Here is a 24,563-nt window from a genome sequence, read left to right as displayed (position 1 = left end):
CCAATTCAAGCGTCCGCACCTGCCGCACCCAATCGTTGGAATCAACCCGATCCCAACCGTCGCGAGCGGTCGCGACGGTCGGGACCGGGTCGTCGTCAGGCGGGCTGGACCGCGGCGCCCGCGAGCGGCGACGCGCTGAAGCCGCCGCTCGGCTGGAACCGCGCCAGCACGTCCTCGGCCGGCTCGCCGGCATGCGCGGCGATGAATGCCAGCACGTCGTCGCGGGTGTCGATGCCGAGCAGCGTGCCGGGTTCGGACAGGAACCCGAACAGCGCGGCGGCCACCGGCTCACTCACGGTTGCCGCGGGAAAGAGCAACTCCGCGTGCACGGCGTACTTCGGATCGCCGAGGAACAACCGGGTCACCTCCGCGGCGGCGTGACCGCGGTTGTCCCAGTGCTTTTCGAACTGATCCGTGAGCCAGTCGGCGGTGAACTCGCCCTCGTGGCCGCGTGCCGCCTCGATCAGCGCCGCCACCTGCACCACGGTGTTCTGTGCGCCCTGGCCGGCGATGGGGTCGAACGCGATGGCGGTGTCGCCGATCGCGGCGACGACGTGGCCCCCGGCCGTGCGGCCCACCGCCCGCCGCACCGTCGGGGTGACGGACCCGCGCAGCCAGGAGTGCGGATCGGCCTCGATGACCTCGAGCTTCTCCACCTCGGGGGCGTCCTGCGGGAAGTAGTCGCGGTACAGCTCGACGACGGTGCGACGGGCGCTGTGGACGTCGGTGACCGCCTCGAACCGCTCGACCCACGGGCTGCCCGGCTTGGCGAAGCCGAGGAAGCTCCACGTCGGACCCGCGTCCTTGTGCAGGTACGGGCCGAGCCATGCCTCGCCGTACTCGGTGTGCAGGTTGAACAGGTTGTGGGCGCCCCCCGCCTCGGAGCGGTAACCCCACGTGTCCGGACCGTGCCCGAGTCCCCGGAGCGTCACCAGCAGCAGGTTGCGCTGGGGCTCGCGGTAGACGGTGCGCTCGGCGTCGACGGGGAACAGCGACGACAGGCCGCCCTTGCCGGTCGCGACGAGCGTCAGGTCGTGCTCGGCGGCGATCGCATCGAGATTCTCCGGCGTCACCGCGCGCACCTCGAACCGGCCACCCCGGTCGAGGAAACGGCCCAGCCGGTCGTCCGCCCGCAGCCGGACGTCGACGCCCTGCGCGACGTACCGGAAATCCGGGTCGAACTCGAGGACCTCGGTGCGGGTGTCGCCGTCGCCCGAGTACAGGCGCGTGCTCATGCCGGTCGAATGGGGTCCGTCGGCGTACAGATCCTCGATGATCCGGGCGTCGGACTCACGGGACTTGCCGAAGTAGACGGCCGTTCCGGTCGCCGGCACGTCGTTGCGCAGCGACTCGCGATCCCGGTCGCTGAAGACGGTGACGTCGAATCCGGCATCGAGGAAGCCGAGCGCGGCCGTGGTCCCGGCCAGTCCGGCGCCGACGACGGCGACGGAACGTCGAGTGGTGGTCATGGAATCTCCTCGTGATGGGCGGTGATGGGTCAGCCGACGTAGGCGCGGTAGCGGTCGGTCACGGTCGAGAGGGACGCGCCGAGCCGGTAGCGGGCGCCCCGATGCTCGTCGGGGAGACGGTCGCCCTTGCCGAAGAGCTTGTGGCGCAGCGTTCCCTCGGTGTAGGTCGTCGGGTAGGCGCCGCGCTCCTGGAGGACGGGGACGACGTGGGTGATCACGTCCTCGAACGAGCCGGGCGTGACGGCATAGGCGAGGTTGAACCCGTCGACGCCGGTTTCGGCCACCCACTCCTGCAATTGGGTGGCGACGGACTCGCCGGATCCGACGAAGCGGGGGCCCAGTCCGCCGATGCTCGCCCACTCGGCGATGTCGCGGACGCGCCATTCGCGGCCGTCGTCGTCGGCCTCCTGGAAGGCCGCGACCGCGGAGCGGATGGCGTTGCTCTCGACGTTGCCGATCGGCTCGTCGAGGTCGTAGCGGGACAGGTCGATACCCATCCAGCCGGAGGTGAACACCAGCGCGCCTTCGAGGCTGGCGTACCGCTTGTACTCCTCGTGTTTGGCCGCGGCCGCCTCGTCGGTGGCGTCCGTGACGATCGTGGCGAGGGCGTAGATCCGCGCGGAGTACGGATCGCGGCCGGCGTCGACGAGCGCGGCCCGGATGCGGGCCACGGTGTCGCGCAGGACCCGCTTGGACGGTGGCCCGACGAAGATCGCCTCCGCGTTCTCCGCCGCGAAGCGCACGCCGCGCGGCGACGCCCCGGCCTGATAGATCACCGGGGACCGCTGCGGTGACGGTTCGGACAGGTGAATGCCGGGCACCGTGAAATGCGGACCGCGATGCCCGATGTGGTGCACCTTCTCCGGGTCGATGTAGATGCCGCGCTCGGCGTCGCGGACGACGGCGTCGTCCTCCCAGGAGCCCTCCCACAGCTTGTAGAGCACCTCGAGGTACTCGTCGGCGTGGTCGTAGCGGGTGTCGTGATCGAGCTGGTCGGCCTCGCCGAAGTTGCGGGCCGCGGACGGCAGGTATCCGGTGACGACGTTCCATCCGATGCGGCCACGGGTGAGGTGGTCGAGGGTCGAGAGCCGCCGCGCGAACGGGTAGGGATGCTCGAATCCTGTTCCGGTGGTGATGCCGAAGCCGAGATGCTCGGTCGCCGCGGCCATCGCGGAGACGAGCAGGAGCGGATCGGCCACCGGGACCTGCGCCCCCTGCCGCAGCGCCGCCTCGTCGGTGCCGCCGTAGACGTCGTACGTGCCGAGCACGTCGGCGATGAACAGGCCGTCGAACAGGCCGCGTTCGAGGAGCCGGGCAAGTTCGGTCCAGTACCCGAGGTCGGTGTAGCGGTGCGACCGGTCCGCGGGGTGGCGCCACAGTCCGGGGGACTGGTGGGCCACGCAGTTCATGTCGAACGCGTTGAAGCGGATGTGCCGGGTCACGCGATGACTCCGGGGCGACGGCCCGCGCTCCACGCGTAGGGGAGCGGATCTCCGTTGAGCACATGGGCGCCGACGGCCTGCTGCTTGTAGATCAGCGGGTTGTGCGCCGCGACGGTCCGTGCGTTGCGCCAGTGCCGGTCCAGCGCCGCCTCCGACGAGGTGATGGATGCGCCGCCGACCTCGAACAGCTGCGCCGTCGCGTCGAGGACGAGCCCGATCACCACCGACTGGGCGCGGGCGGCGGAAGCCTCGGCGCGGTCGAGCAGTTCGGGGTCGTCGGCGCCCGCGTCGAGAAGGACGTCGAGGTCGTCGGCGACGGCGAGCACGGCGGCGCGGGCACCGAAGGCCGCGGCCGACAGCTTCCCGATCACCTGCTGGACCAGCGGGTCGTGCCGTGGCAGGTCGGCCACGGCGTGGGTGAACGTGCGGGTGCGCGCCCGAACCCAGTCGACGGCGTCGGCCTCGGCGCGCCGGGCGATGCCGGCGAGCACCGCGAGCTGCACCAGCTGCAGGTAGGCGGTCGCGTAGGTGCGGCCCGGGGCGCCGTAGCCGGGCCCGAGGATGCGGTCCTCCGGCACAACGACTCCCGTGAAGGTGGTGGTACCGCTCGCGGTGAGCCGCTGGCCGAAACCGTCCCAGTCGTCGGTCTGCTCGACCCCCGCCTGCCGCGCGTCCACCAGTACCGAGACCCGCTCGCCGTCGCGGTCCGCGGCGACGAGGATGTGGTCGGCGTAGAGGCTTCCGGTGCTGTAGTACTTGGTTCCGTCGAGGACCCAGTCGCCGCCCTTGCGGGTGAGGGTCGTGCGGTAGCGGTCGGCGGCACCGACCCCCGGTTCGGTGATGGCGTTGCCGACGAGCGTGCCGTCCGCAGTGGCCGCGAGCCAGTGCCGGGCGCGTTCGTCACCCGCGAGCCGCTCGTCCTCGACGAAGCTCCAGTGCACGCGCAGCGCCTGTGGCAGGTTCGACTCGGCGGCAGCGAGGTCGATCAGCAGGTCGAACAGCTGACGGACCGTGGCACCGAAGCCGCCGAACTCGACCGGTACCCGCAGGGCGCCGAAACGGGCCTCCCGCAGCCACTGCACCTCGTGGAACGGCAGCCGGCGCTCGTGCTCGCGCTGGACGGCTCCCTCGGCGATCCGGTCGAAGATCGGCCGGAAGCGCTCCCGGAGTTCGTCGTCGGTCACGGCCGGCGTCTGGATCGTTGAACTGCTCACCTGTCATGCTCCTCGGTGTGGCGTCGATGTCGACACAACGATGGACAATCGGGCCCGCGATGGCACCGGTTGCGATCGGCCAGAGTTCAATACTGGCGTCGGGGAACGGGCGTGCGGCCGCCTCAGATCACGCCGTGCCGCGGTGGAGATGTCCCGTCCAGCGTCCAACGGCCGATGTGCTGCAGCTTCCAGCGCGTCGCGTCGTGCAGGGTGTGGGTGCGTGCGTCGCGCCAGTAGCGGGACAGGTTGGCCGCCCCGGATGCGCTTCGGGTGCCGCCCAGTTCGAACACCGCGTTCGCGGCTTCCAGCGCGGCGCGGGTCGCGGCGACCTTCGCGGTGGCGACGTCGATCGATGCCGCCGCGGCGGTGTCGGCGTCGAGGTCGGCGCGCGCGGAGTCCACCGAGCGGGCCGCGACGGTCAGCAGGGCCTGGGCCGCCCGCACCGTGACCGTCACCTCGCCGGCGAGCTGAGCCAGTAACGGATCGTCCACCGCGCGGTCGACTCCCGCCTCGAAGTGGGGACGGGCGCGGCCGGCCTGCACGACCGCCTCGCGCAGGGCGCCGGTCGCGATCCCCACGTCGATCGCGGCGTGCAGGATCTGTGCCTGAGCTCCGTAGGTGGTGGGGCCGTCGAACAGCCCCGAGTACGGGACGATCGACGAGGCGGGCACCGTCACGCCGTCGAGGGTGACGGTGCCACTGGCGGTGGTGCGCTGCCCCATGCCGTCCCAGTCGTCGACGACGGTGAGCCCGGCGGCGTCGCGGGGCACGAACGCCACGGCCTTCGGAGTGCCGCGGGCCGGGGTGCTGCCGTCGCCGACCACACTGGCGCGCACGGCGATCCAGTCCGCGAACAGGGCGCCCGTGCTGTAGAACTTGCGGCCCGAGAGGGTGAAATCCGCACCGGACGGGACGAGCACCGTGGTGTCCACGTCGACGGGATGGGGGCCCCGTTCGCTCTGCGCATTCGCGAAGAGGGCTCCGGACCGCACCTCACCGTAGAAGAACTCCTGCCGATCCGGGGTTCCCTGCGACCGGAGCAATTCGAGGAAGGTGAAGTGGGACTGCGGGATCTGCGCGATACTCGGATCCGCCTCGGCGAGGAGCCGGAAGATCTCCACGAGGGTCTCGGTGGGCACGTCGATCCCGCCGTACGCGCGGGGCACCGTCACCGCGCCGAGGCCCGACCCGGCGAACTCGCGGATCTGGGTGCGCGGCAGTTCGCGGTTTGCGTCGCGGAGCGTGGCGTCCTCGGCGAATCGCCGGCCCAGCACCGTGGCCGTCTCGAGCGCGTGGTCGCCGTCGACGATCCCGGATGCGACGTCGGCAGTGCCCATCTCAGCGGACCCCGGCGGGAAGGAAGGGAACGCTTCCGGACACGGCGCCGCCGGCGCCGCCGGTGAACAAGCCGCGTTCCCGCAGGACCGGTAGCACCCCCTCGCCGAACCAGTACAACTCCTCGAGGTGCGGGTATCCCGAGAGGACGAACTCGTCGATGCCCAGCGCGGCGTATTCGGCGATCCGGTCGGCGACTTCGGTATGGCTGCCCACCAGCGCCGTCCCGGCCCCGCCGCGCACGAGACCCACCCCGGTCCACAGGTTCGGCGCCACCTCCAGGTTACGGGCGTCGCGCCAATTTCCGCTGCGCCGGTTGTTCTCGTGCAGGGCGAGCATGCGGCGTTGTCCTTCGGACTCGCTGCGTGCGAGACCCGCCTGTGCCGCGGTCACCGTTTCGGGGCCGAGTGCCGCGATCAGCCGGTCGGCCTGCGCCCATGCATCGGCGGCGGTGTCCCGGGTGATGACGTGCAGGCGGATTCCGAACCGGATGGTGCGCCCGCGCCGGGAGGCGAGTTCGCGGATCCATGCGATCTTTTCGGCGACGGCCGCCGGCGGCTCACCCCAGGTGAGGTAGACGTCGGCGTGCTCGGTGGCCACCGGGCCCGCGGCGGCGGACGATCCACCGAAGTAGAGCGGGGGGACAGGGCTCGGGAGCGTGGCCAGCGCGGCTTCCGAGACGTTCAGGTGCGTGCCGGAGTGGGTGACGGTCTCGCCGGCCCACAGCCGTCGGACGATCGAGAGGAACTCGTCCGCTCGGGCGTACCGCTCGTCCTTGCCGAGGTGGTCGCCGTACGCGCGCTGCTCGTGGGCCTCGCCGCCCACTACCACATTGAGCAGGATTCGCCCCGGGGCGTGCAGTGAGAACGTCGCCGCCATCTGCGCGGCGAGGGTGGGGCTGATCAGTCCCGGGCGGAACGCCACGAGGAAGGCGAGTCGCTCGGATTCGCGCGCCACCATTGCCGTGGTGAGGAAGGCGTCCTCGCACCATGCGCCGGTAGGGGTGAGTGCGCCGACGAATCCGAACTCCTCGGCGGCGCGGGCGATCGACGCCAGGTACCCGACGGTGGCGCGCCGATCACCGCGGGCCGCCCCGGCGGGCGTTCCGTGGCCGCCGCCGATGATCAGGCGGCTGTCGCCGTAGGTGGGAAGAAACCAATGGAATGCGAGGGACATTGTTGCGAGGTTAAGGGCGGGACGGAGCGCGGGCCACGGTTGAAATCGGTCCGATTCGAATTCCGGTGCTCGCCGGACGCCGCCTGCCGAGCGGGACACGCGGACCGGACGACGAAAGGCGGGGCGAGAGAAGAAACTCTCGCCCCGCATCTCGAACGACGGTCAGGACGCTCGGATGAGACGGCGGTCCCCGGTCCTGAAGCGGCGCAGGACCTCCACCACAGCGGGCGACGGCGTTGCCAGGCCACGTGATTCGAGCCACGGCAGGGTACCGTCGACGATGTGCTCGATCGTGAACTCGGCACCGAGAGGGAGCAGCGTCACGCCGTCGGCCACGCGGGTGGTGTGGATGTCGGCGATCAATCCGGCGAGACCGTGCGGGGTGCCGATGTAGGACACGGTGTCTGCGCGACGACGGCTGTCGAGCAGCGCATACTGCCTGCGGGCGCTGCGGGCCTCCTCGGCGACGAGCACCTCGAGATCGACCAGGACGCTGATGCCGTCGGGATCGCGACCGTCGGCGCGGGCTTCGGAGCGTGCCCGCTCGCGGAGCTTCGCGCTCTCCCTCAGGTCGGCGGCGCGGATCCGGACCACGTTCGACGGCGAGGCGCTCAGGTCGAGCGCCGGTTCGTCGGCGCGTCCGGTGGTCAGATCGGCCCAGTAGTGCGGTCCCTCGGGTCCGGCAAGCTCGACGGCGATACGCAGGGGGCGATCAGTGGTCCGGATAGTGTTGTGCGACAAGGATTTTCTCCTGGATAATGCGCCGCTCCGGTGGTACTCCGGCGCGACGTGGCGGAAGGGGCTGTGAGCGGTCAGCCCGTACAGATGCCCGAGGAGGTCCGGCCCAGATCGACGTGACGACGGCACCAGCGGGCGACGACGGTCGCTGCGGTCTCGGGTGCCATGGGCGATATCCTACACAATCGGTCGGGAATGCTCGATTCGGTGGTGAACCCGCTGTGCGGGTGGGCTCACCACCGGGGTCAGGCCGCGCGGAGCGCGGCGAGCCCCCACTCGCGCGCCAGCAATTCGTACGAACGCAACCGGTCCTCGTGCCGGTGCGTCACCGACGTGACCACGAGCTCGTCCGCCCCGGTGACGCGCTGCAGCGACTCGAGCCGCTCCGCCACGGTGGCGGGAGCGCCGACGAACTGGGTGATCAGCCGGTCGTCGACGAGGCTGCGCTCCTCGTCGCTCAGCGGTGCCGACGTGGCCGGGTCCGGGTACGGGACGGCCCCGTGGCCGGACCGGATGCTGTGCGTCCAGTGCCCGTACGTGGCCGCCAGGTCACGCGCGGTGGCGTCGTCGTCGGCGACGACCGCGTCGGCGGACACCACCACGTACGGCCGGTCGAGGAAGCGGGACGGGCGGAACGCCGCGCGGTACGCCTCGACCGCCTCGACGGTGGTGCCGGGACTGACGTGGTAGTTCGCACCGAACGGCAGACCCAGCCGTCCGGCCAGCGACGCCGACGGCCCCGCACTGGTCCCGAAGACCCACAGCTCGACGTCCGCGCCCTCGCCGGGGCTGGCGTGCAGCTCGATCCCGTCCTCGGTGCGATAGGTCCCGTCCAGCAGAGCGAGGATGTCGTCCACCTGCCCGTCGAAGTCCGGGGCCTGCGCCCCCGGTTGCTGCAACGCGGCGAACCCGGCGGCCAGGCGCGGAGAGGACAGCAACGGCCCGGGCTGGTACGGCGGCGGAATGACCAGGCCGTCGCGCACCTCGGTGGCGCGGTGCGATTCCTCTTCGGCCGCCCCGGACCGGGCGGCCGCAAGCGCCTCCGCCCGGCGTTGTCCCGACCGGCCGAGTCCCAGGTCGATCCTGCCCGGATACAGCGCGTCCAGCGTGCCGAACGCCTCGACCACACCGGCCGCGGTGTTGTGACCGAGCTGAACCGCGGCGGCACCGACGCGGATGGTGCTGGTGGCGGCGGCGATTGCGCCGATCAGCACGGCCGGCGACGACGACGCGACGGCGACGAAGTGGTGCTCGGCCACCCAATACCGGCGGTACCCCCACCCTTCCGTCCTCCGGGCCAGGTCGACGGTGTTGTGCAACGCCTGCGCCGTGGTGGATCCCTCGCTGACGGGGGAGAGGTCGAGGACCGAGAGCGGCACCGGATTCGATGCGGTCGTCACCGGGCCTCCTCGTCGCGCGGAGTGCGTTCGCCGGCCTCGACGGCGAACGGCAGCCGGTTCTCCGCCGGGGCGATAGGGCACGTCGCCGCGTCGGTGAACGCGCACGGCAGGTTGGCAGCCCGGGTGAAGTCGAGCGTGACCGAGCCGTCGGCGGTCGGCGCGGCGACCTCGAGGATCCGCGCGGCCGGGTAGGTCGTCACGCCGCTGGTCCCGTCGGTGAACAGCACGCGCAGTGGACCCGAGCCGTCACCGAACGCGACGAGGCGGTGCTCGGAGCCGTCGTGGCTGAAGCGGATCAGTCCGGCCGCGCTGTGGTGGTGCTCGAGGCCGTCGACGACGGCGCCGGTGGTGACGGTCCGCACCTGATCGAAGGGCTCGAAACGGCCCTGCAGCACCCACTCCGGCGCGGGCTCGTACGCAGGGATTCCGGTGAAGGCCGCCAGAGCCGGCGATTTCGGGTCGTGGATGCGGACGGCGAACCGGCCGGTGCGGCGGATGATCTCGGCGTAGCCGTCGCCGGCCGCGACCCGGACACCGGGTGCGCCCTCGATCGGCTCGTGCACCTCGGTTCCGCCGTCGGATTCGAGGAGCACGCGCTCGCCGTCCACCCGCCACGTTCCGGGCACCTCGTCGAGGATCGTGGGCTCGGTGTCCAGCCAGTACAGCCCGGTCAGGCTGAGCCAGCCGTCCGGGCTGCGCAGCGCCTCCTCACGGGCTGCGTGCCAGCTCCGCCAGTCCTCGGTGAACGTCTCTCGGTCGAGTGTGGTGGTCACGATGCCTGGACTCCTTCGTCGATCTCGTGCGGGTGGCGCAGGTCGAGGTGACTGCGCAGGGTGGTGCCCTCGTACTCGGTGCGGAAACTGCCGCGTTCCTGCAGCAGCGGCACGACCTTGTCGACGAATTCGTCGAGGCCGCCGGGGGTGAGGTGCGGAACCAGGATGAAGCCGTCGCTCGCGTCGGTCTGCACATAGCGGTCGATCTCGGCGGCGACGTGTTCGGGCGTGCCGACGAACTGCTGCCGCGCGGTGACCTCGATGATCAGTTCGCGGATGCTGAGCTGCTCGGCCTCGGCTTTCTCCCGCCAGGCCAGCGCGACGGCGCGCGGATCCTTGGCGTGGCGGACGCGGCCGCGCGTGATGTTCAGGTTGTCCTCCGGTTCGACGTCCGGCAGCGGCCCCTCGGGGTCGTACCCGGACAGGTCGCGGCCCCACACCTGCTCGAGGAACGCGATCGCGGTCTGCGGGCTCACCTGCTGCAGCCGGATGTGGCGGGCCCGCTCGGCCGCATCCTCCGCGGAGTCGCCGAGGACGAACGTCGCAGCCGGCAGGACCTTCAGGTCGGCGTGGCTGCGCCCGTACTTCGCGAGGCGACCCTTGACGTCGGCGTAGAAGGCGTGGCCCTCCTCGAGGGTGCCGTGGCCGGTGAAGATGGCGTCGGCCTTGGCGGCGCCGAATTCGCGGCCCTCGTCCGAGTCGCCGGCCTGCAGGAGCACCGGGTGTCCCTGCGGGCTGCGTGGCACCTCGAACCGCCCGGAGATGTCGAACTGCGTGGTGTGGATGTCGAACGGAGCGATGTCGGAATCCGCCGCGAAGATGCCGTTTTCGCGGTCGACGACCGGTGCTCCGGGTCGCCAGCCGTCCCACAGCCGCCGGGTGACGTCGACGATCTCGTGGGCGCGGACGTAGCGCTGCGAGTGGTCGAGATAGCCGCCACGCCGGAAGTTCTCGCCGGTGAAGGCGTCGGAGGAGGTGACGAGGTTCCACGCGGCGCGGCCGTCGGACAGATGGTCGAGGGTGGCGAACTGCTTGGCCAGTTCGTACGGCTCGTTGAAGGTGGTGTTGATCGTGCCCGCGAGCCCGAGGTGGGTCGTCGCACCGGCGAGGGCCTCGAGAACTGTGAGGGTGTCGGGCCGACCGACGACGTCGAGATCGTGGATGCGGCCGCGGTGTTCGCGCAGCCGCAGTCCCTCGGCCAGGAAGAAGAAGTCGAACAGTCCGCGTTCTGCGGTCCGGGCCAGGTGCAGGAAGGACTCGAAGTCGATCTGGCTCTTCGATTCGGGATCCGCCCACACGGTCGTGTTGTTGACGCCCGGGAAGTGCGCGGCCAGGTGGACTTGTTTTCGAACGGTGTTCTGCGGCATGGTGCTCGTCCTCCTCAGGCGGTGGCGTAGCGGTTGGCGGGGCGCGGCAGGCCGAGACGGTCCCGCAGGGTTCCGGTGGACGTCGGGACCTGTGGCCGCAACACCGGCAGGACCCGTTCGGTGAGCGCCGCGACCGTACCGGCGAGGGCCAGCGGACGTAGCACCACGCCGTCCAGGCCGTCCACGTCCCCGAGGAGTGCGAGCAGCCCGGCCGGGCCGCCGAGGTAGAACAGCGACTCCGGCGTGTAGGCAGCGCCGGCCCAGTTCTCGAGCTGGGCCAGGTCCGCGGCGGCGGTGACGTCGTCCGCGGCGAGCAGCACGTCGATGTCGAGCAGCACCGCCGGTCGCCGATCACCGGCCTGCGCGCGCAGGCGCTCGACCAGGTTCGCGGCGGACCTGAGGTCGGCGGCCTCGATACGCACGAGATCGGCCCGTTCCGAGGCGAACTCGAACGACTTCTCGTCCGCTACCGCAACCGCGACGAGGGGCCGGCCCTGGGGTGACCGGGGCGTGATCGACGGACCTTTGACGGAGAAGTGCTCGCCGACGAAGTCGATGTAGTGCAGCTTGTCCCGGTCGACGAACCGGCCGGTGGCGACGTCGCGGATCTCGGCGTCGTCCTCCCAGCTGTCCCACAGGCGGGCCGCGACCTCGGCGGCTTCGGCGGCCTCGGCCCACAGTGAGCCGGTGTCCTGGGTGCCCTTGCGGCCGAACAGGGCGGCCCGGTCCTCGCCCTCCGAGACGGCGACCTGCCACCCCGCACGACCGGCCGTGGTGTGGTCGAGGGTTTGTACGGCCTTGGCCACGTGGAACGGTTCCGTGTGGGTCACCGTCGCGGTGGGGATCAGCCCGATCCGCGCGGTGACGGCGGACAGGCGCGCGGCGACGCCGACCGCTTCGAGCCGGCCGCGCACGGTGTCTGCACCGGAGTCGATACCGAACGAGTCCGGGATGAAGGCCAGGTCGACGCCGGCACGGTCCGCACGGCCCACGAGATCCGCCCAGTAGCGGGCGGTGAACACGTCCTCCGCGCGGGAATCCGTGCGACGCCACGAATGCGGATGCGTGCCGGTTCCGCTGAATTCGAGGGCGAGCAACAACTGTGAACTATCGGGCATGCCCAACCTTTCCTGGAATGGCATCGAGCAGCAGTTTCGTGTACTCGTGCTGTGGCGTGTCGAAAATCTCTGCGGTGGTTCCCGATTCGACGATTTCGCCGGACCGCATCACCGCGACGGTGTCGCTGATCTGCCGGACCACGGCAAGATCGTGGGAGATGAACAGGTAGCTCAGCCCCAGCTCGTCCTGCAGTCGGGCGAGCAGGTCGAGGATCTGCGCCTGGACCGACACGTCGAGCGCGGAGACGGGCTCGTCGAGCACGAGGAGTTCCGGGTGCAGCGCGAGCGCGCGGGCGATCGCAACGCGCTGTCGTTGTCCGCCGGACAGTTCCGCGGGTCTGCGCTCGAGGTGTGCTGTGCTCAGCGCCACCTGCCCGAGCAGCTCCGCAACACGTTCGGCGCGCTCGCTTTTCGTGCCGATGCCGAAGGCTTCGAGCGGTTCGGCGACGACGTCGCGGATGCGGAGCTTGGGATTGAGGGCCGCATAGGGGTTCTGGTGGACGATCTGCACCCGGCGGCGGAGCTCGCGCAGGTCCCGGCCGCGCAGTGCGGTGATGTCCCGCCCGTCGAACCGGACCTGCCCGGAGGTGGCGGATTCCAGTCGGATCGCGATGCGGGACACCGTGGACTTGCCGGAACCGGACTCGCCGACCAGGGACAGGGTGCGACCGCGCGGAACCGAGAAGGAGACGTCGCGGACCGCCTCGAGCGACGTGCGCCGGTCGATGCGGAAGGTCCTCGAGACCCCGGACACAGTGAGCAGGGGTTCCGTGGGTCCGCGGCCGGGCCGGGCCGCGGTGCCGGCGAGGCTCGGTGCGGCGGCGACGAGCGCCCGGGTGTACTCGTGCCGGGGGTTCTCGAGGATCTGCCGGGCCGGGCCGGCCTCGACGATCCGGCCCTGGCTCATCACGACGATGCGGTCGGCGCGGTCGGCGGCGACGCCGAGGTCGTGGGTGATGAGCAGGACCGCGGTACCGGTCTCGGCGATGCGGCTGTCGAGGTGGTCGAGGATGCGCCGCTGCACGGTGACGTCGAGGGCGCTGGTCGGTTCGTCGGCGACGACGAGGTCCGGCCGGCATGCGAGCGCGATGCCTATGAGCACGCGCTGCCGCTGCCCGCCGGACAGGTCCTGCGGGTACTGCCTGGCACGGAGTTCGGGATCGTCGAGCCCGGCTTCCGCGAGGATGCGCCGCGCGTCGATCTTCGCGGTGCGCCGGTCGGCGAGACCGTGGATACGCAGGACCTCGGCGACCTGGTCACCGATGCGGACGACCGGGTTCAGGGACGTGGTGGGGTCCTGTGGCACGAGTCCGATGCGGGCACCGCGCACCTTCTCGAAGGCGCGTTCGGGCAGGGAGTCCAGTCGCTGCCCGTCGAACGTGACGGTACCGCCGGTGATCCGGCCGCTACCCGACAGCAGGCCGAGGATCGCATGTGCGGTCGTCGACTTGCCGGAACCGGACTCGCCGACCACCGCGACGACCTCACCCCGGGAAAGCGTGAAGCCGACTCCGTCCACCGCGGTGACCGGGTCGCGACGGCTGCCGTACTCGACCCGCAGGTCGCGTACGTCCAGCAGGGGCGCGGTCATCGAGTGCTCCGTTCTTCGATGGCGTGACCGAGGCGGTGCGCCGACAGGACGACCGCCACGATGACCAGGCCGGGCAGTGTCGTCATCCACCAGGCAGTGGCCAGGTAGTTCCTGCCTTCGGAGATCAACGATCCCCATTCCGGGGTGGGCGGCACCGCGCCGAAGCCGAGGAAGCTCAGCGACGACACGGCGAGCACGGCCATGCCGAACTCGACCGCCGCGAGCGCGACGACGGGGGCGTACGAGTTGCGCAGCACGTGCCGGCGCAGGACGGTGTGCCAGCGGGCACCGCATGCGAACGCCGCCTCGACGTACAGGGCGCGGCGCACGCGCAGGACCTCCGACCGCATGACGCGGGCGAAGTTCGCGACGAGCCCGACGCCGACCGCGATCGCCACGTTCATGGTGCCGAATCCGAGGGCGGTGACGAGCGCCAGGGACAGCAGCAGTGCGGGGATGGACAGCAGAACATCGACGACCCGCATGAGTAGCCCGTCGACCGCTCCGCCGACCGCACCGGAGAGCAACCCGACGAGCGAGCCGACGACGAGAGCGATTCCGACGGCGACGAGCGTCGCGGTCAGGGACAGGCCCGCACCGTGCACGACCCGGGTGTACACGTCGCGCCCGATGTTGTCGGTGCCGAACCAGTGCGCCGCGGACGGCCCCTGCAACTTGTCGGCCGGGACGCCCTGCAGCGGATCACCGGACGCGAAGACCGAAGGGAACAGAGCGAAGCCGACGGCGAGGAACAGCACAGTCGTCGAGACCACGAGAATCCCGTAGCGGCGCAGGGCGCTCGTCGCTCCCCGGAGCCGGGACGGTCCGTGTGGCCCGGCCGCGGCCTGCGCGGATGCGGCGACCGGTTCCCGGATCAGGACGTCAGACATGAGCCTTCCTCTCCTCCTCCACCGCGAAGCCGGTGAGTTCGGTGGTCAACTCGGCGGGCGTCGGATGCGAGGGCGAACCGCCGCCGCGACGGCCGTCGGCGATGCGCGGATCGATGAGCGGATAGACCAGGTCCACCGCGAGGTTGACGAGCACGAAGATCACCGCGCTGAAGACCACGATGCCCTGGACTACGGGAATATCCTGCGCCAGAACCGAAGTCTGGGTCAGTCGACCGACACCGGCGCGGGAGAACACCGTCTCGACGACCACGGACCCCGCCAACAGGTTGCCGACCGTCACCCCGGCGATGGTGAATGCGGGGATGCTGGACAGCCGCAGTGTGTGCCGGGTCTGGATGCGCCACCGGGACGCGCCCTTGGCGCGAGCTGCTTCGACGAACGGTTGCCGCCATGTGGTCTGCAGGCTCGCGGCGAGGACCTGCGCGATCACCGCCCCGGTGGGGAGCGCGAGGGTGATCGCGGGCAGCACCAGATGCTCGATGCCCTGGTCGCCGAATGCCGGAAGCAGCTTCATCCGGAACGAGAAGAGCTGGAGCAGAAGCAGTCCCACCCAGAAGGTCGGAACCGCGACACCGAGCGGCGGCAGTGAGAACAGCGTGCTGCGCAGCCACCGGGCGCGCGTGTACGTGGCGACGAACGCGATCGAGGTGCCGAGGAGCACGGCGAGCGCCAGGGCGACCGCGGCCAGGGCCAGGGTGCTGGGTACGGCGGCGGCGATCGCTTCGGTCACGGGTTGTCCCGTGACGATCGAGATGCCGAAGTCCCCCCGGACGGCGTTGCTCAGCGCAGTGAGGTACTGCCCCGACAACGGCCGGTCGAGCCCGTACCGCTCCTGCAGTTGCGCGACAGCGGCCGCATCCACCGGTGTGCCGCTGCCGGCGCCGTCGACCGCGATGCTCACCGGGTCGGACGGCAGCAGGTACAGCACGCCGAACGAGACGGTGAACGCCGCCCACAGCACCAGCAGCGCCTGCACGAGCCGGGAGCCGAGATACCTGGCCATGGTCTACTCGCTCAGCCAGGTGTCGAAGAACTGCAACCGGGCGGAGGCCTCGAACTTCAGGTCCTGCACCGCCCCCGCCGCACCGATGGCCTGGGACAGCTCCACGGTCGGCAGCCACAGGCCGTTGTCGAGGACGAGCTGCTGTGCCTGCTCGCTCAGCTCGCCGCGTTCGGCCGGGTCGGTGGTGCGCAGCTGCGCAGACAGGACCTCGTCCAGTGCCGGGATCGGGCCGCGGTTGTTGAGGTTGCGCCCGTCGAGTCCGAACGTGGTGCGCAGGATGTCGCCGTCGGCGCGCGTGCTGTTGTAGTAGGTGGCGTCGAAGTCCTTCGCACCCTGCCGGGCAGTGGCTTCCGGGGTGGAGACCAGGTCGAGCTGCAGGTCGATACCGACCCCGCGCAGCTGCTGCTGCACGAGCTCGAGGATTGCCTGGTTGCCGGCGAACACCGAACTGAACAACACCGAGAAGGACAGGCGGTTGCCGTCCTTGGCACGGATGCCGTCCGGGCCGGGAACCCAGCCGGCGGCGTCGAGGATCGACTTCGCCTTCTCCGGGTCGTAGGCGACGTCGTCGAGCGCGACGTAGCCAGGGGTGCGGGAGGCGAGGGTGCTGGTCGCGGGCCGGAAATCAGGGCCGAGGACGGTGTCGACGAGTTCCTGGCGGTCGAGGGCCGGCACGATCGCGGCGCGCACCGCCGGATCGGTCAGGACGCCACGGGTGACGTTCGGCTGGAAACCGAACGGAACACCCGGGTTCGGTGTGGTGAGGATCCGTCCGCCGCTGCCTTCGATCTGGGAAGCGTCCTGCGGCAGCGCATCGCTGATCGCGTCGAGCTGGCCGGATGCGAGGCTGCCGGTGCGTACACCGGACTCCGGGACGATCGTGAACTCGATGCGATCGAGGTAGGCCTCGCCGTCGTGCGCGAACACGTCGGATCCCCACGCGTATCCGGTGCGCTTGACCAGCGTGGCGGACTTGTCCTGCTGGTAGTCCTCGTAGACGAAGGGACCGGTGCCGGACAGGTTGCCGGCGCAGCGTTCCTCCGCGGACTTCGCGACGTCGCTGTCGGACAGGAAGCCGAGCTGCAGCGTCGACGACGCCTGCAGGAACTGCGCGTTCGGACCGGCGAAGGACACCTGGGCGGTGAGCGGATCGAGCACCGTGGTGCCGGTGTACCCCGACAGGTAGCTCGCCGCCAGCGCTGCCTTGGCGCCGGTGAGGGTCTGGACGATCGCGTCGAAGTTCTTCTTCACCGACTCCGCGGTGAACGGGGTGCCGTCACTGAATGTCACGCCGTCCTTCAGCCGGAACGTGAACGCCGAGGCGTTCCCGTTCACCTCCCAGCTTTCGGCGAGCCACGGCTTCAGTTCACCGGTCCCGGGGTCCTGATCGGTGAGCGAGTCGACGATTTGACGGGTGACGTAGATGGTCTGGTTGCTGCCGGCCTGCGCGGGATCGGCACACGTGGGGGCCTGGGACAGGCCGTAGCGCAGGGTGCCGCCGGGCTGCGGGGTGCCGCCACCGGAGGAAGTGCCCGCCGTGTCGGTGCCGCACGCGGCGAGCCCACCGGCGAGGATTGCGGCGGTGGCGCCCGCGACGGCGCGACGTCGGGCGGCAGAGGTGAACGGAACAGGCACCGGGGAACTCCATGATCTCGTGAGGCGCCGGTGGCACCGCGCTTCGCGATGCCACCGGCCGGGCAGACGGTCGTAGTTCTTCGACTGGAAGGCGCCGCTCAGGCGCGACAGGACCGTGGGCGACAGAGGCCCGAGCACTGACGGCACAGGTCGACGTGCAGGCGCGCCCACGCACCCACGAACCCCTCGCCTGCCATGTCTTCTCCTCCATCGTTCCCGGCGGTAGCACCCTCACCTGCGGTGGCAGGGGGTTGCTGCGACGTCCTCGAGCCGGGTCTCTCGGTCGCTCTGGATGGTTCCCGGTGACCGTACGCGTTGCGAACGAGTTCGGAGAACCCTTTCGCTCACAGTGATCGAAACCCGACGCCGGCACGACGGCGCCGGTCGGCGAGCGCACAGAGCAGCGACACCGAGAGCATGGCGGCGCACACCGCGAGGCCGGCCGACGCGGCACCGGCGAAGTCGTCCCCGTCCGTCGCCAGCGCCGACAGATACAGGCCGGACACCGCGGCGAGGGCGACCGTCGCGGACAACCGCTGTGACAGTTGCAGGAACCCGGCCGCGACACCGTGACCGCCCTCCGGTGACGACTCGAGCGTCAGCGCCCGGTTGGGTGCATCCACGAATCCACCCGAGAGGCCCGACAGAGCGGCCAGCGCCACGAACACCGGCATCGTGGCCTCGTGCTGCACAGCGGCGGCGTAGCCACCGACGACGGCGATCTCGGCTGCCACCACCACGACGACCGTCACCCGGCCGTATCGCGCGGCGACCCGCCACCCCATGGCAGAGGCGACGGCCATCGCGGCGGCAGCGGCGGACAGCACGGCGGCTGCTTGGACAGCGGCATAGCCGCGCCCCTCGATGAGATACAGGCTCACGACGGTGTTCAGGGACAGCACCGCACCGAACCAGAACAGTGCGACCAAGGTGCCGAGGACGTATCCGCCGGATCCGGTCAGTTCGGGAAGCAGCACGGGCTTGCCGCCGCGCGCGGCGACACGGCGTTCCCACCACAGGAAGGTGGCGAGTGAGACCGCCGCTCCCCCGACGACGAACACCGCACCCACCGGACCCGGATCGGAGACCACGGGCAGCATGACCAGCGTCGTGGCCGCCGCGAGGAGTGCGAGGCCCCGGCATCGACCCCGCTGCGGGCCGACGGTCGTCCCCGATCCGGGGGCAGGCGGCGTGCAGCCAGCACGAGTGTGACGAGTGCGCACGGCACGTTGAGAATCAGCAGAACGCGCCACCCGTACTCCCCGGACGCAGCGCCGAGCACCAGCCCCCCGACGAGCGGACCGCACAGCCCGGCGAGGCCCCCGGCGGTGCTGTAGGCGGCCAGTGCCCGAGCGCGCGCCGGGCCGGTGTAGTTCTCGGCCAGGATCCCGAGCACCTGCGCGCTGATCAGGCCGGCCCCGGCCCCCTGACCGGCCCGTGCGGCGACGACCGTCCAGGGGTCGGACGCGACAGCTCCGCACACTCCCATGACCGCGAAGAGGGTCATGCCCGCGAGGAACAGCCGCCGCCGGCCGGCCACATCGCCGAGCCGGCCTGCCGGGACCAGCGCAAGACCGAAGCTGAGCGAGTATGCGGCCAGGATCCACTGCACCTGTGAAACGCCCGCGTCGAGACCGGTCCGCAGGGCGGGGAGGCCGACGTTCAGCACCGACGAATCGAGCAGGGTGGTGAAGCCGGCGGCCGCACAGACCGGCACCACCGACGTCGTCTGTTGGGGCGTCTGCGCCCGATCGGTGAGTGTCACGCGGGAGGGGGGCTAACCGCCGACCGCCACCGGATCGGCCGGTACCCGCAGCCCGAGGTTGTGCCGCAGCGTGGTTCCGGTGTACTCGGCGCGGAGGACACCACGGTCCTGTAGCAGGGGCACCACCTCGTCGACGAAGTCGTCGAGTCCCCAGGGCACGAGGTGGGATCCGAGGATGAACCCGTCTGAGCCGTCGTTCTGCACGAAGGCGTCGATCTGCTCGGCGATCCGTGCCGCGGTACCGACGAGGGGTCCGCGCTCGAACTGGTCGATCACGACCTCTCGCAGGGTCAGCTTCTTCTCCTCCGCGATCGCGCGGAGCCGTGCGACGGTCTCGAACCGGTCCTGGTGGACGAAGGCCCGTCCCTGGATGATCGACTCGGCGTCGGGGTCGGGATCGATGTCCGGCAGCGGGCCCTCCGGATCGTATTCGGACAGATCCCGATTCCAGATCTGCTCGAGCAGGATCAGGGCGGTCTGCCCGGTGACCTGCTGGTTACGGATCTCGTGGTACTTCTCGACGGCCTCGGCCTCGGTGTCCCCGATCACGAAGCTCGCCGACGGCAGGATCTTGATGTCGTCGGCGGAGCGGCCGGCAGCGATCGCCCGGGCCTTGACATCTCGGTAGAAATCCGTGGCCTCGGGCAGTTTCCCGTACGGGGAGAAGATGGCATCGGCGTTCGCGGCAGCGAAGTCCCGGCCCTGCGGGGACACCCCGGCCTGGAGGATCACCGGGCGTCCTTGGGGGCTGCGCGGAACCGTGAACCTGCCGTGCACGTCGAAGTGGTTGCCGTGGTATGCGAAGGTGCCGGCGTCGGGTCGACGCAGGAACCGGCCGCCGGCCTTGTCGGCGACGATGTCGTCGCTACGCCACGAATCCCAGAGTTGACGGATGAGCGTCAGGTTCTCGTCCGCGCGCTCGTACCGTTGGGAGCGATCCAGGAAGCCGCCGCGGCGGAAGTTGCGCCCGGTGAAGGCATCGAAGGAGGTGACCACGTTCCACGCGGCCCGGCCGCCGGAGAGGTGATCGAGAGAGGCGATCTGCCGAGCCAGCTCGTACGGCTCGTTGAAGGTCGCGTTGATGGTGGCGGCCAGGCCGAGGTGGTCCGTGACGGCGGCCAGCGACGCGAGGACCGTGAAGGTGTCGGGCCGGCCGATGATGTCCTGATCGAAGATCCGGCCCGCGCGCTCGCGCAGCACGAGGCCCTCGGCGAGGAAGAAGAAGTCGAACTTGCCGCGCTCGGCGGTACGGGCGGTGTGCTCGAAGGTCGAGAACTCGATCTGGCTGCCTGCCCGGGGATCCCACCATGCGGTGTGGTGATTGACACCGCCGAGGTAGGCCCCGAGGATGACCTGCTTGCGTGTGCTCATCGGTCGTGTCCTTCGGTTCCGGCCGTGGTGACGGCGTAGCGGTTGGGAACGTCGGTCGACAGATCCAGAAGTCCGCGCAGGGACGTGCCGGGGTATTCGGAGCGGAACAACTCGCGCTGTTGCAGGATCGGGACGAGCACGTCGACGATGACGTCGAGGTCGTCGACTGCCACCCCGGGTCGGAGCCGGAAGCCGTCGATACCCTGTCGACGCCACTCACCGATCCGGTCGGCGAGTTCGGCCGCCGACCCGGTGAACACGAGTGCATCCGAGTCGAAGGCGCTGCCCGCGAGTGCGTCGAGACGCCGGAGCCGCTCGGCTCCGCTCTCGCGCGGTGTGTCGAGGAAGACCACGAGGTCCGCATACACCCGCAGCGGTTCACCGACCCGCCCGACCCGCACGCCCGCCGCCGTGACCTCGTCGACGAGGTCACGCACACGGCGGGTGTCCGACGGGGTGACGAACACCAGATCTGCCTGCCGCGAAGCCAGTTCGTACGGAAGGTCGCGGTGGGCCAGCAGTGCGACCACCGGCTGTCCCTGCGGCGGTCGGGGGGTGATCGACGGCCCCCGAACGTGGAAGAACCGGCCTTCGAAGTCGATGTAGTGCAGCTTGTCGCGGTCGATGAACCGTCGCGTCCTCACGTCGCGGAGCTCCGCATCGTCCTCCCAGCTGTCCCATAGCCGCCGAACGACCTCGACGGCGTCGGCGGCCTCGTCGAACAGGTCGTGGACGAACTCGGGCAGGCGATTCTCGGCGAGCGCCTGCCGGTTGCGCTTGTCGAGTCCGGGGATGTCGCGCCGGCCGAAGTGTGCGGCCTCCTGCGCGGAGGAGGACACCTTGACCTGCCAGCCGGCGCGGCCGTGCGATGTGTAGTCGAGGGTGGCCAGCGCCTTGGACACGTGGAACGGTTCGGTGTGCGTGGTGGTGATCGTCGGGATCAGCCCGATGTGCCGGGTCGACGGTGCAACCCGCGCGGCGATCAGGTGCGCATCGAGCCGGACCCGTACCCGGTCCACCGCGTCGGGGTCCTCACTCGTGTACGGGTTCGACGGTACGGCAAGGGAATCCTCGATCGTGACGAAGTCCAGCAGTCCACGCTCTGCCGTGGTGACGAGATCGGTCCAGTACACGGACGAGCTCAATTCGTCGGGACGGGAATTCTCTTCACGCCAGGCGGCGGGATGCCAGCCGGCGCCGTCGAGAGCGACGGCGAGGTGGACGGGTGCTGTCGAGGTCATCGGCGAGACTCCTGGGCGGTGTGCGGCGGGGATCGGTGGCGTCACACGGGTGTCCGGCCACCGGGGTGTCCGGCCGCGGGACGCACCGGCAGCACCGCGGGCTCGCGATGCTGCCGGGCCTGATGGGAGGATTTCGGGCCGGGGACCGAGCCGGCGGGCGATCAGGGTTTCTCGGTCGCTCTTGATGGTTCCCGCCGAGGATAGGACGCACGGCCCCGGTTCCTGAACCGTTGCACTCACCGTGAACGAAAAGACTTGCGGCGGAGGAGACCGCGCCGCAGCCAACCACACGAGAATCGGACGTCCACACCCGTCGCGACGGCTGTGGACGTCCGATTCGTGCATTGCCTCGAGCCGCTCGGCGCGGTTCAGTCCGTCCGCAACCGGATCAGCATCTTCTCGAAGGGGTGCGGCCCGATCTCCTCGGCCGGTCGGCCGGGATCGAACAGGGCGGTGTATCCCGCGGCCAGGTACAGCGCGACTGCCTCGGGTTGACGCCACCCAGTGGTCAGGTAGATGCGGGCGTACCCCCTCCGGGCCGCCTCGGCCTCGAGTTCCTCCAGCACGAGTCTGCCGAGTCCGCGCCGCCGGTGCTTTTTCGACGTCCAAATGCGCTTGAGCTCAGCGGTGGTCGCGTCGTAGCGCCGGAACGCGCCACCGGCGACAGGTTCGCCGTCCTCGACGAGCACCAGCAACGTGCCGTCGGGTTCGGCGAACTCGTCGGCCGGGTGGGTGGTGAGGGTATGGATCTGCTCGTCGAGCGGACGTTCGTAGCGGGTGCTGTATTCGACGGCGAGTTCGGCGAGCAGCGGGGCGGCCAGCGGGTCGTCCTGCCGCACGGTGCAGACCTGGATGTGGCGGGCGGTGGTCATCGCGCGGTCACCGCCTCGCGGGTGCCGAACCGGAACGGCTCCGGTGCGACGGTCGTGCCCTCGACGAGACCTGCGATCAGCTCGCCGATCGCGGGGGCGAACTTGAAGCCGTGCCCGGAGAAGCCCGCGGCCACGACGACGGCGCCGATGCGGTCCACGACGAAGTTGCTGTCGGGTGTGCTGGTGTACAGGCAGGTGTCGGCCACGGCGCTGCCCGGGTCGACGCCGGGCAGCCATCGGGCAGCGTAGGTGGCGAGCCGCGCGACGCCGGCGGGGTCGACCCGGAAGGTTCTCGTCTCGGGCGTCACTTCGGGTCCGGTGCCGTGCTCGCCGATCTTGATGCCCTCCTCGGAGCCGAGCCCGTAGATGCCGGCCGTCGTGAGCAACGCGCCAGGGTGATGCACGAAGCTCGGCCAGTCGGGCCCCGTGACGGGAACGAAGTGTGCGGGCTGCTCCTGCGTGGTGCGCATCGCTGGGAGGAGAGGCGCTGGATCCGAAGCCCGGGTGAGCAACCGGTGCGACCACGCGCCGGCCGCGACGACGACGTGCCGGGCGCGCACCACCGCGTCCGGGGTGACCACGTCGACGCCGTTTCCGTGACTGTGCAGGCTTTCGACCACGGTCCTGTGCCGTATGTCGGCCCCGGCCTGCGCCGCGGCCTCCTGGAATGCGGCGACCGCCCGGTCGGCGTGCAGCCGTCCCGCCTCGGGATGATGCACGACGGTTGTGTCGAAACGTATTCCCGGCCAACGACGTTCCGCGGCGCGCGGCTCGAGGACCTCGTGCCGGACGCCGAGGACGGCCAGCGACTGGGCACGTGCCTCGACGACGGCGGGCAGTCCGTGGTCGACCGCGCCGGTGAGGGTCAGTACCTCCGTGCCCGTGGTGTCCTGCAGGTGCCGCCAGAGCGGCAGGGCACGGCCGGCGAGGGCCGTGTAGAACTCGCCGTCGTAGGCCTGCCGGTAGATGCGGGAACTGCCGTGCGAGGCGCCGCGACGGTGACCCGGCTCGAACTGTTCGAGCAGGATCACCGCCTTCCCGCGGGCGGCCAGGCGCCACGCCGCCGCCGACCCGATGACGCCGCCCCCGACGATCACGATGTCGGCCCGGCGCTCCACCTGACTCATTGCTGTCCCTCCCCTGGCTGTCGTCCGGCTACTGCTTCTTCGGCAGGCCCGGAGGATTGATCACCGAGGTCGCGACGGCCTCGTTCGCGATACCCCATCGGTCGAGCACCTGCTGGTAGGTGCCGTTCTCGATGACGTGGTTGAGCGCCTCGTTGATCGCCTCGATCAGGCCGTTGTCCTTCTTGGTCAGGACCGCGATCTCGCCCTGCAGGTCCGCACCCGCGCCGGAGAACGTGCCGGCGATCTCGGTCTCCCCGGCCTGGATGACGTGGAACGACGCGGACGGATTGGGTCCGAAGTAGGCGTCGATGCGGCCGGAGCCGAGTGCGAGGTAGTAGTCGGTGGCGTTCTGGAAGTAGAGGATTTCGGTGGGCTCGAGGCCCGCGGCGACGTTCTGCTCGTTCCACTCGACGAGCAGCGCCTCCTGGTTGGTGCCGGAGCTCACGCCGACTTTCAGACCCGCGACATCCTTCGGATCCTTCACCTCGATCCCGCTGTCCTTCTTCACCTCGAAGGCGAGGTTGTCGAGACGGTAGGTGGAGAAGTCGTACTTCTCCTTGCGTTCCTCCGTGACGGTGACATTGGAGATGAACACGTCCGCTTCACCGGAGTCGACGCGCACGAAGTTCTGTGCCCAGTCCGCGGCGGTGAGCTCGACGTCGAGGTCGAGAACGTCGCCGAGGAGATGTGCGAAGTCGGTCTCGGACCCGATGATGGTCTTGTCGTCGTCGGCATAGAACCGCAGCGGGGGTGCGGTGCCGGCGGACCCTGTGACGATGAGAGTGCCGCGGTCGCGGATGGACTGCGGGACCTTGGCGGCGATTTCGGGTACGGAGTCGGTGGTGATGCGGTTCTGGTCGGCGGTGAGGTTGTAGCCGGAAGAGGTGGCCGCGTCGGGCTCGTCGGTGCCGCTGCCGGAGCTGCAGGCGGCGACCGACAGCAGGGCGACGGCGGTCAGGGCCGAGGCGACCAGCCTCGTGCGTCGGGTGAACGCGGACATCATTGCCTTTCGGGA

General features: G+C 70.4%; 21 protein-coding genes and 1 riboswitch. All 21 genes read right to left on the bottom strand.

Annotation, left to right across the window (positions count from 1 at the left end; all coding sequences use genetic code 11):
• Positions 1–95: 95 nt before the first annotated feature.
• Positions 96–1,469, bottom strand: a complete 1,374-nt coding sequence (locus tag ACM26Y_RS24515; protein ID WP_416062207.1) for a styrene monooxygenase/indole monooxygenase family protein — start codon at positions 1,467–1,469, stop codon at positions 96–98.
• Between the two features lie 29 nt (positions 1,470–1,498).
• Positions 1,499–2,911, bottom strand: coding sequence for an LLM class flavin-dependent oxidoreductase (locus ACM26Y_RS24510; protein ID WP_416062206.1), 1,413 nt, complete (start codon positions 2,909–2,911; stop codon positions 1,499–1,501).
• Positions 2,908–4,125 carry an acyl-CoA dehydrogenase family protein gene (locus ACM26Y_RS24505; RefSeq protein ID WP_416062205.1) on the bottom strand — a complete coding sequence of 406 codons (1,218 nt, stop codon included), beginning with the start codon at positions 4,123–4,125 and terminating at the stop codon, positions 2,908–2,910. Before ACM26Y_RS24505 ends, ACM26Y_RS24510 begins: the two co-directional genes overlap by 4 nt.
• 122 nt (positions 4,126–4,247) lie before the next feature.
• On the bottom strand, positions 4,248–5,462 hold the full coding sequence (locus ACM26Y_RS24500) for an SfnB family sulfur acquisition oxidoreductase (protein WP_416062204.1): 1,215 nt from the start codon (positions 5,460–5,462) through the stop codon (positions 4,248–4,250).
• Between the two features lies 1 nt (position 5,463).
• Positions 5,464–6,636, bottom strand: a complete 1,173-nt coding sequence (locus ACM26Y_RS24495; RefSeq protein WP_416062203.1) for an LLM class flavin-dependent oxidoreductase — start codon at positions 6,634–6,636, stop codon at positions 5,464–5,466.
• Between the two features lie 162 nt (positions 6,637–6,798).
• The gene (locus ACM26Y_RS24490; protein WP_416062202.1) at positions 6,799–7,377 is read right to left on the bottom strand and encodes a hypothetical protein; all 579 of its coding nucleotides are present in this window, start codon (positions 7,375–7,377) and stop codon (positions 6,799–6,801) included.
• A gap of 242 nt (positions 7,378–7,619) precedes the next feature.
• A complete protein-coding gene (locus ACM26Y_RS24485) occupies positions 7,620–8,774 on the bottom strand; it encodes an LLM class flavin-dependent oxidoreductase (RefSeq protein WP_065923300.1) in 1,155 nt (384 codons plus the stop codon).
• Complete coding sequence (locus tag ACM26Y_RS24480) at positions 8,771–9,547, bottom strand: DUF1684 domain-containing protein (RefSeq protein WP_416062201.1); 777 nt, start codon at positions 9,545–9,547, stop codon at positions 8,771–8,773. Before ACM26Y_RS24480 ends, ACM26Y_RS24485 begins: the two co-directional genes overlap by 4 nt.
• Positions 9,544–10,914, bottom strand: coding sequence for an NtaA/DmoA family FMN-dependent monooxygenase (locus ACM26Y_RS24475; RefSeq protein WP_416062200.1), 1,371 nt, complete (start codon positions 10,912–10,914; stop codon positions 9,544–9,546). Before ACM26Y_RS24475 ends, ACM26Y_RS24480 begins: the two co-directional genes overlap by 4 nt.
• Before the next feature lie 14 nt (positions 10,915–10,928).
• A complete protein-coding gene (locus tag ACM26Y_RS24470; protein WP_416062199.1) occupies positions 10,929–12,032 on the bottom strand; it encodes an LLM class flavin-dependent oxidoreductase in 1,104 nt (367 codons plus the stop codon).
• A complete protein-coding gene (locus ACM26Y_RS24465) occupies positions 12,022–13,623 on the bottom strand; it encodes a dipeptide ABC transporter ATP-binding protein (RefSeq protein WP_416062198.1) in 1,602 nt (533 codons plus the stop codon). The genes ACM26Y_RS24470 and ACM26Y_RS24465 overlap by 11 nt, the downstream gene beginning before the upstream one ends.
• Positions 13,620–14,513 (bottom strand): ABC transporter permease, encoded by an 894-nt coding sequence (locus ACM26Y_RS24460; protein WP_054371821.1) that lies wholly within the window; start codon positions 14,511–14,513, stop codon positions 13,620–13,622. The genes ACM26Y_RS24465 and ACM26Y_RS24460 overlap by 4 nt, the downstream gene beginning before the upstream one ends.
• On the bottom strand, positions 14,506–15,537 hold the full coding sequence (locus ACM26Y_RS24455) for an ABC transporter permease (RefSeq protein ID WP_416062197.1): 1,032 nt from the start codon (positions 15,535–15,537) through the stop codon (positions 14,506–14,508). Before ACM26Y_RS24455 ends, ACM26Y_RS24460 begins: the two co-directional genes overlap by 8 nt.
• 3 nt (positions 15,538–15,540) lie before the next feature.
• Positions 15,541–17,172, bottom strand: a complete 1,632-nt coding sequence (locus ACM26Y_RS24450; RefSeq protein WP_054371823.1) for an ABC transporter substrate-binding protein — start codon at positions 17,170–17,172, stop codon at positions 15,541–15,543.
• Positions 17,173–17,376: 204 nt separating this feature from the next.
• Positions 17,377–17,471, bottom strand: a riboswitch (SAM riboswitch).
• A 45-nt stretch (positions 17,472–17,516) separates the two neighbouring features.
• Positions 17,517–18,149: an MFS transporter gene (locus tag ACM26Y_RS24445; RefSeq protein WP_416062196.1), complete on the bottom strand. Its 633-nt coding sequence runs from the start codon at positions 18,147–18,149 to the stop codon at positions 17,517–17,519.
• Complete coding sequence (locus ACM26Y_RS24440; RefSeq protein ID WP_416062195.1) at positions 18,131–18,937, bottom strand: MFS transporter; 807 nt, start codon at positions 18,935–18,937, stop codon at positions 18,131–18,133. Before ACM26Y_RS24440 ends, ACM26Y_RS24445 begins: the two co-directional genes overlap by 19 nt.
• A 12-nt stretch (positions 18,938–18,949) precedes the next feature.
• Positions 18,950–20,308 (bottom strand): NtaA/DmoA family FMN-dependent monooxygenase, encoded by a 1,359-nt coding sequence (locus ACM26Y_RS24435; protein ID WP_416062194.1) that lies wholly within the window; start codon positions 20,306–20,308, stop codon positions 18,950–18,952.
• On the bottom strand, positions 20,305–21,549 hold the full coding sequence (locus ACM26Y_RS24430; RefSeq protein ID WP_416062193.1) for an LLM class flavin-dependent oxidoreductase: 1,245 nt from the start codon (positions 21,547–21,549) through the stop codon (positions 20,305–20,307). Before ACM26Y_RS24430 ends, ACM26Y_RS24435 begins: the two co-directional genes overlap by 4 nt.
• A 368-nt stretch (positions 21,550–21,917) precedes the next feature.
• On the bottom strand, positions 21,918–22,421 hold the full coding sequence (locus ACM26Y_RS24425) for a GNAT family N-acetyltransferase (protein WP_054371826.1): 504 nt from the start codon (positions 22,419–22,421) through the stop codon (positions 21,918–21,920).
• The gene (locus tag ACM26Y_RS24420) at positions 22,418–23,548 is read right to left on the bottom strand and encodes an FAD-dependent oxidoreductase (RefSeq protein WP_416062192.1); all 1,131 of its coding nucleotides are present in this window, start codon (positions 23,546–23,548) and stop codon (positions 22,418–22,420) included. The genes ACM26Y_RS24425 and ACM26Y_RS24420 overlap by 4 nt, the downstream gene beginning before the upstream one ends.
• Before the next feature lie 28 nt (positions 23,549–23,576).
• A complete protein-coding gene (locus ACM26Y_RS24415; protein ID WP_416062191.1) occupies positions 23,577–24,551 on the bottom strand; it encodes an ABC transporter substrate-binding protein in 975 nt (324 codons plus the stop codon).
• Positions 24,552–24,563 lie beyond the last annotated feature (12 nt).

The sequence above is a fragment of the Rhodococcus indonesiensis genome (assembly GCF_047782815.1).
Taxonomy (GTDB): domain Bacteria; phylum Actinomycetota; class Actinomycetes; order Mycobacteriales; family Mycobacteriaceae; genus Rhodococcus; species Rhodococcus indonesiensis.
The sequence above is the reverse complement of the archived record's forward strand: the minus strand, read 5'-3'. Positions and strand labels throughout refer to the sequence as shown.

Coding starts and splice junctions, on each gene's coding strand:
- ACM26Y_RS24430 (WP_416062193.1), bottom strand. CDS start 21,549: ATGACCTCGACAGCACCCGTCCACCTCGCCGTCGCTCTCGACGGCGCC.
- ACM26Y_RS24475 (WP_416062200.1), bottom strand. CDS start 10,914: ATGCCGCAGAACACCGTTCGAAAACAAGTCCACCTGGCCGCGCACTTC.
- ACM26Y_RS24435 (WP_416062194.1), bottom strand. CDS start 20,308: ATGAGCACACGCAAGCAGGTCATCCTCGGGGCCTACCTCGGCGGTGTC.
- ACM26Y_RS24455 (WP_416062197.1), bottom strand. CDS start 15,537: ATGGCCAGGTATCTCGGCTCCCGGCTCGTGCAGGCGCTGCTGGTGCTG.
- ACM26Y_RS24470 (WP_416062199.1), bottom strand. CDS start 12,032: ATGCCCGATAGTTCACAGTTGTTGCTCGCCCTCGAATTCAGCGGAACC.
- ACM26Y_RS24425 (WP_054371826.1), bottom strand. CDS start 22,421: ATGACCACCGCCCGCCACATCCAGGTCTGCACCGTGCGGCAGGACGAC.
- ACM26Y_RS24465 (WP_416062198.1), bottom strand. CDS start 13,623: ATGACCGCGCCCCTGCTGGACGTACGCGACCTGCGGGTCGAGTACGGC.
- ACM26Y_RS24415 (WP_416062191.1), bottom strand. CDS start 24,551: ATGATGTCCGCGTTCACCCGACGCACGAGGCTGGTCGCCTCGGCCCTG.
- ACM26Y_RS24495 (WP_416062203.1), bottom strand. CDS start 6,636: ATGTCCCTCGCATTCCATTGGTTTCTTCCCACCTACGGCGACAGCCGC.
- ACM26Y_RS24460 (WP_054371821.1), bottom strand. CDS start 14,513: ATGTCTGACGTCCTGATCCGGGAACCGGTCGCCGCATCCGCGCAGGCC.
- ACM26Y_RS24420 (WP_416062192.1), bottom strand. CDS start 23,548: ATGAGTCAGGTGGAGCGCCGGGCCGACATCGTGATCGTCGGGGGCGGC.
- ACM26Y_RS24515 (WP_416062207.1), bottom strand. CDS start 1,469: ATGACCACCACTCGACGTTCCGTCGCCGTCGTCGGCGCCGGACTGGCC.
- ACM26Y_RS24500 (WP_416062204.1), bottom strand. CDS start 5,462: ATGGGCACTGCCGACGTCGCATCCGGGATCGTCGACGGCGACCACGCG.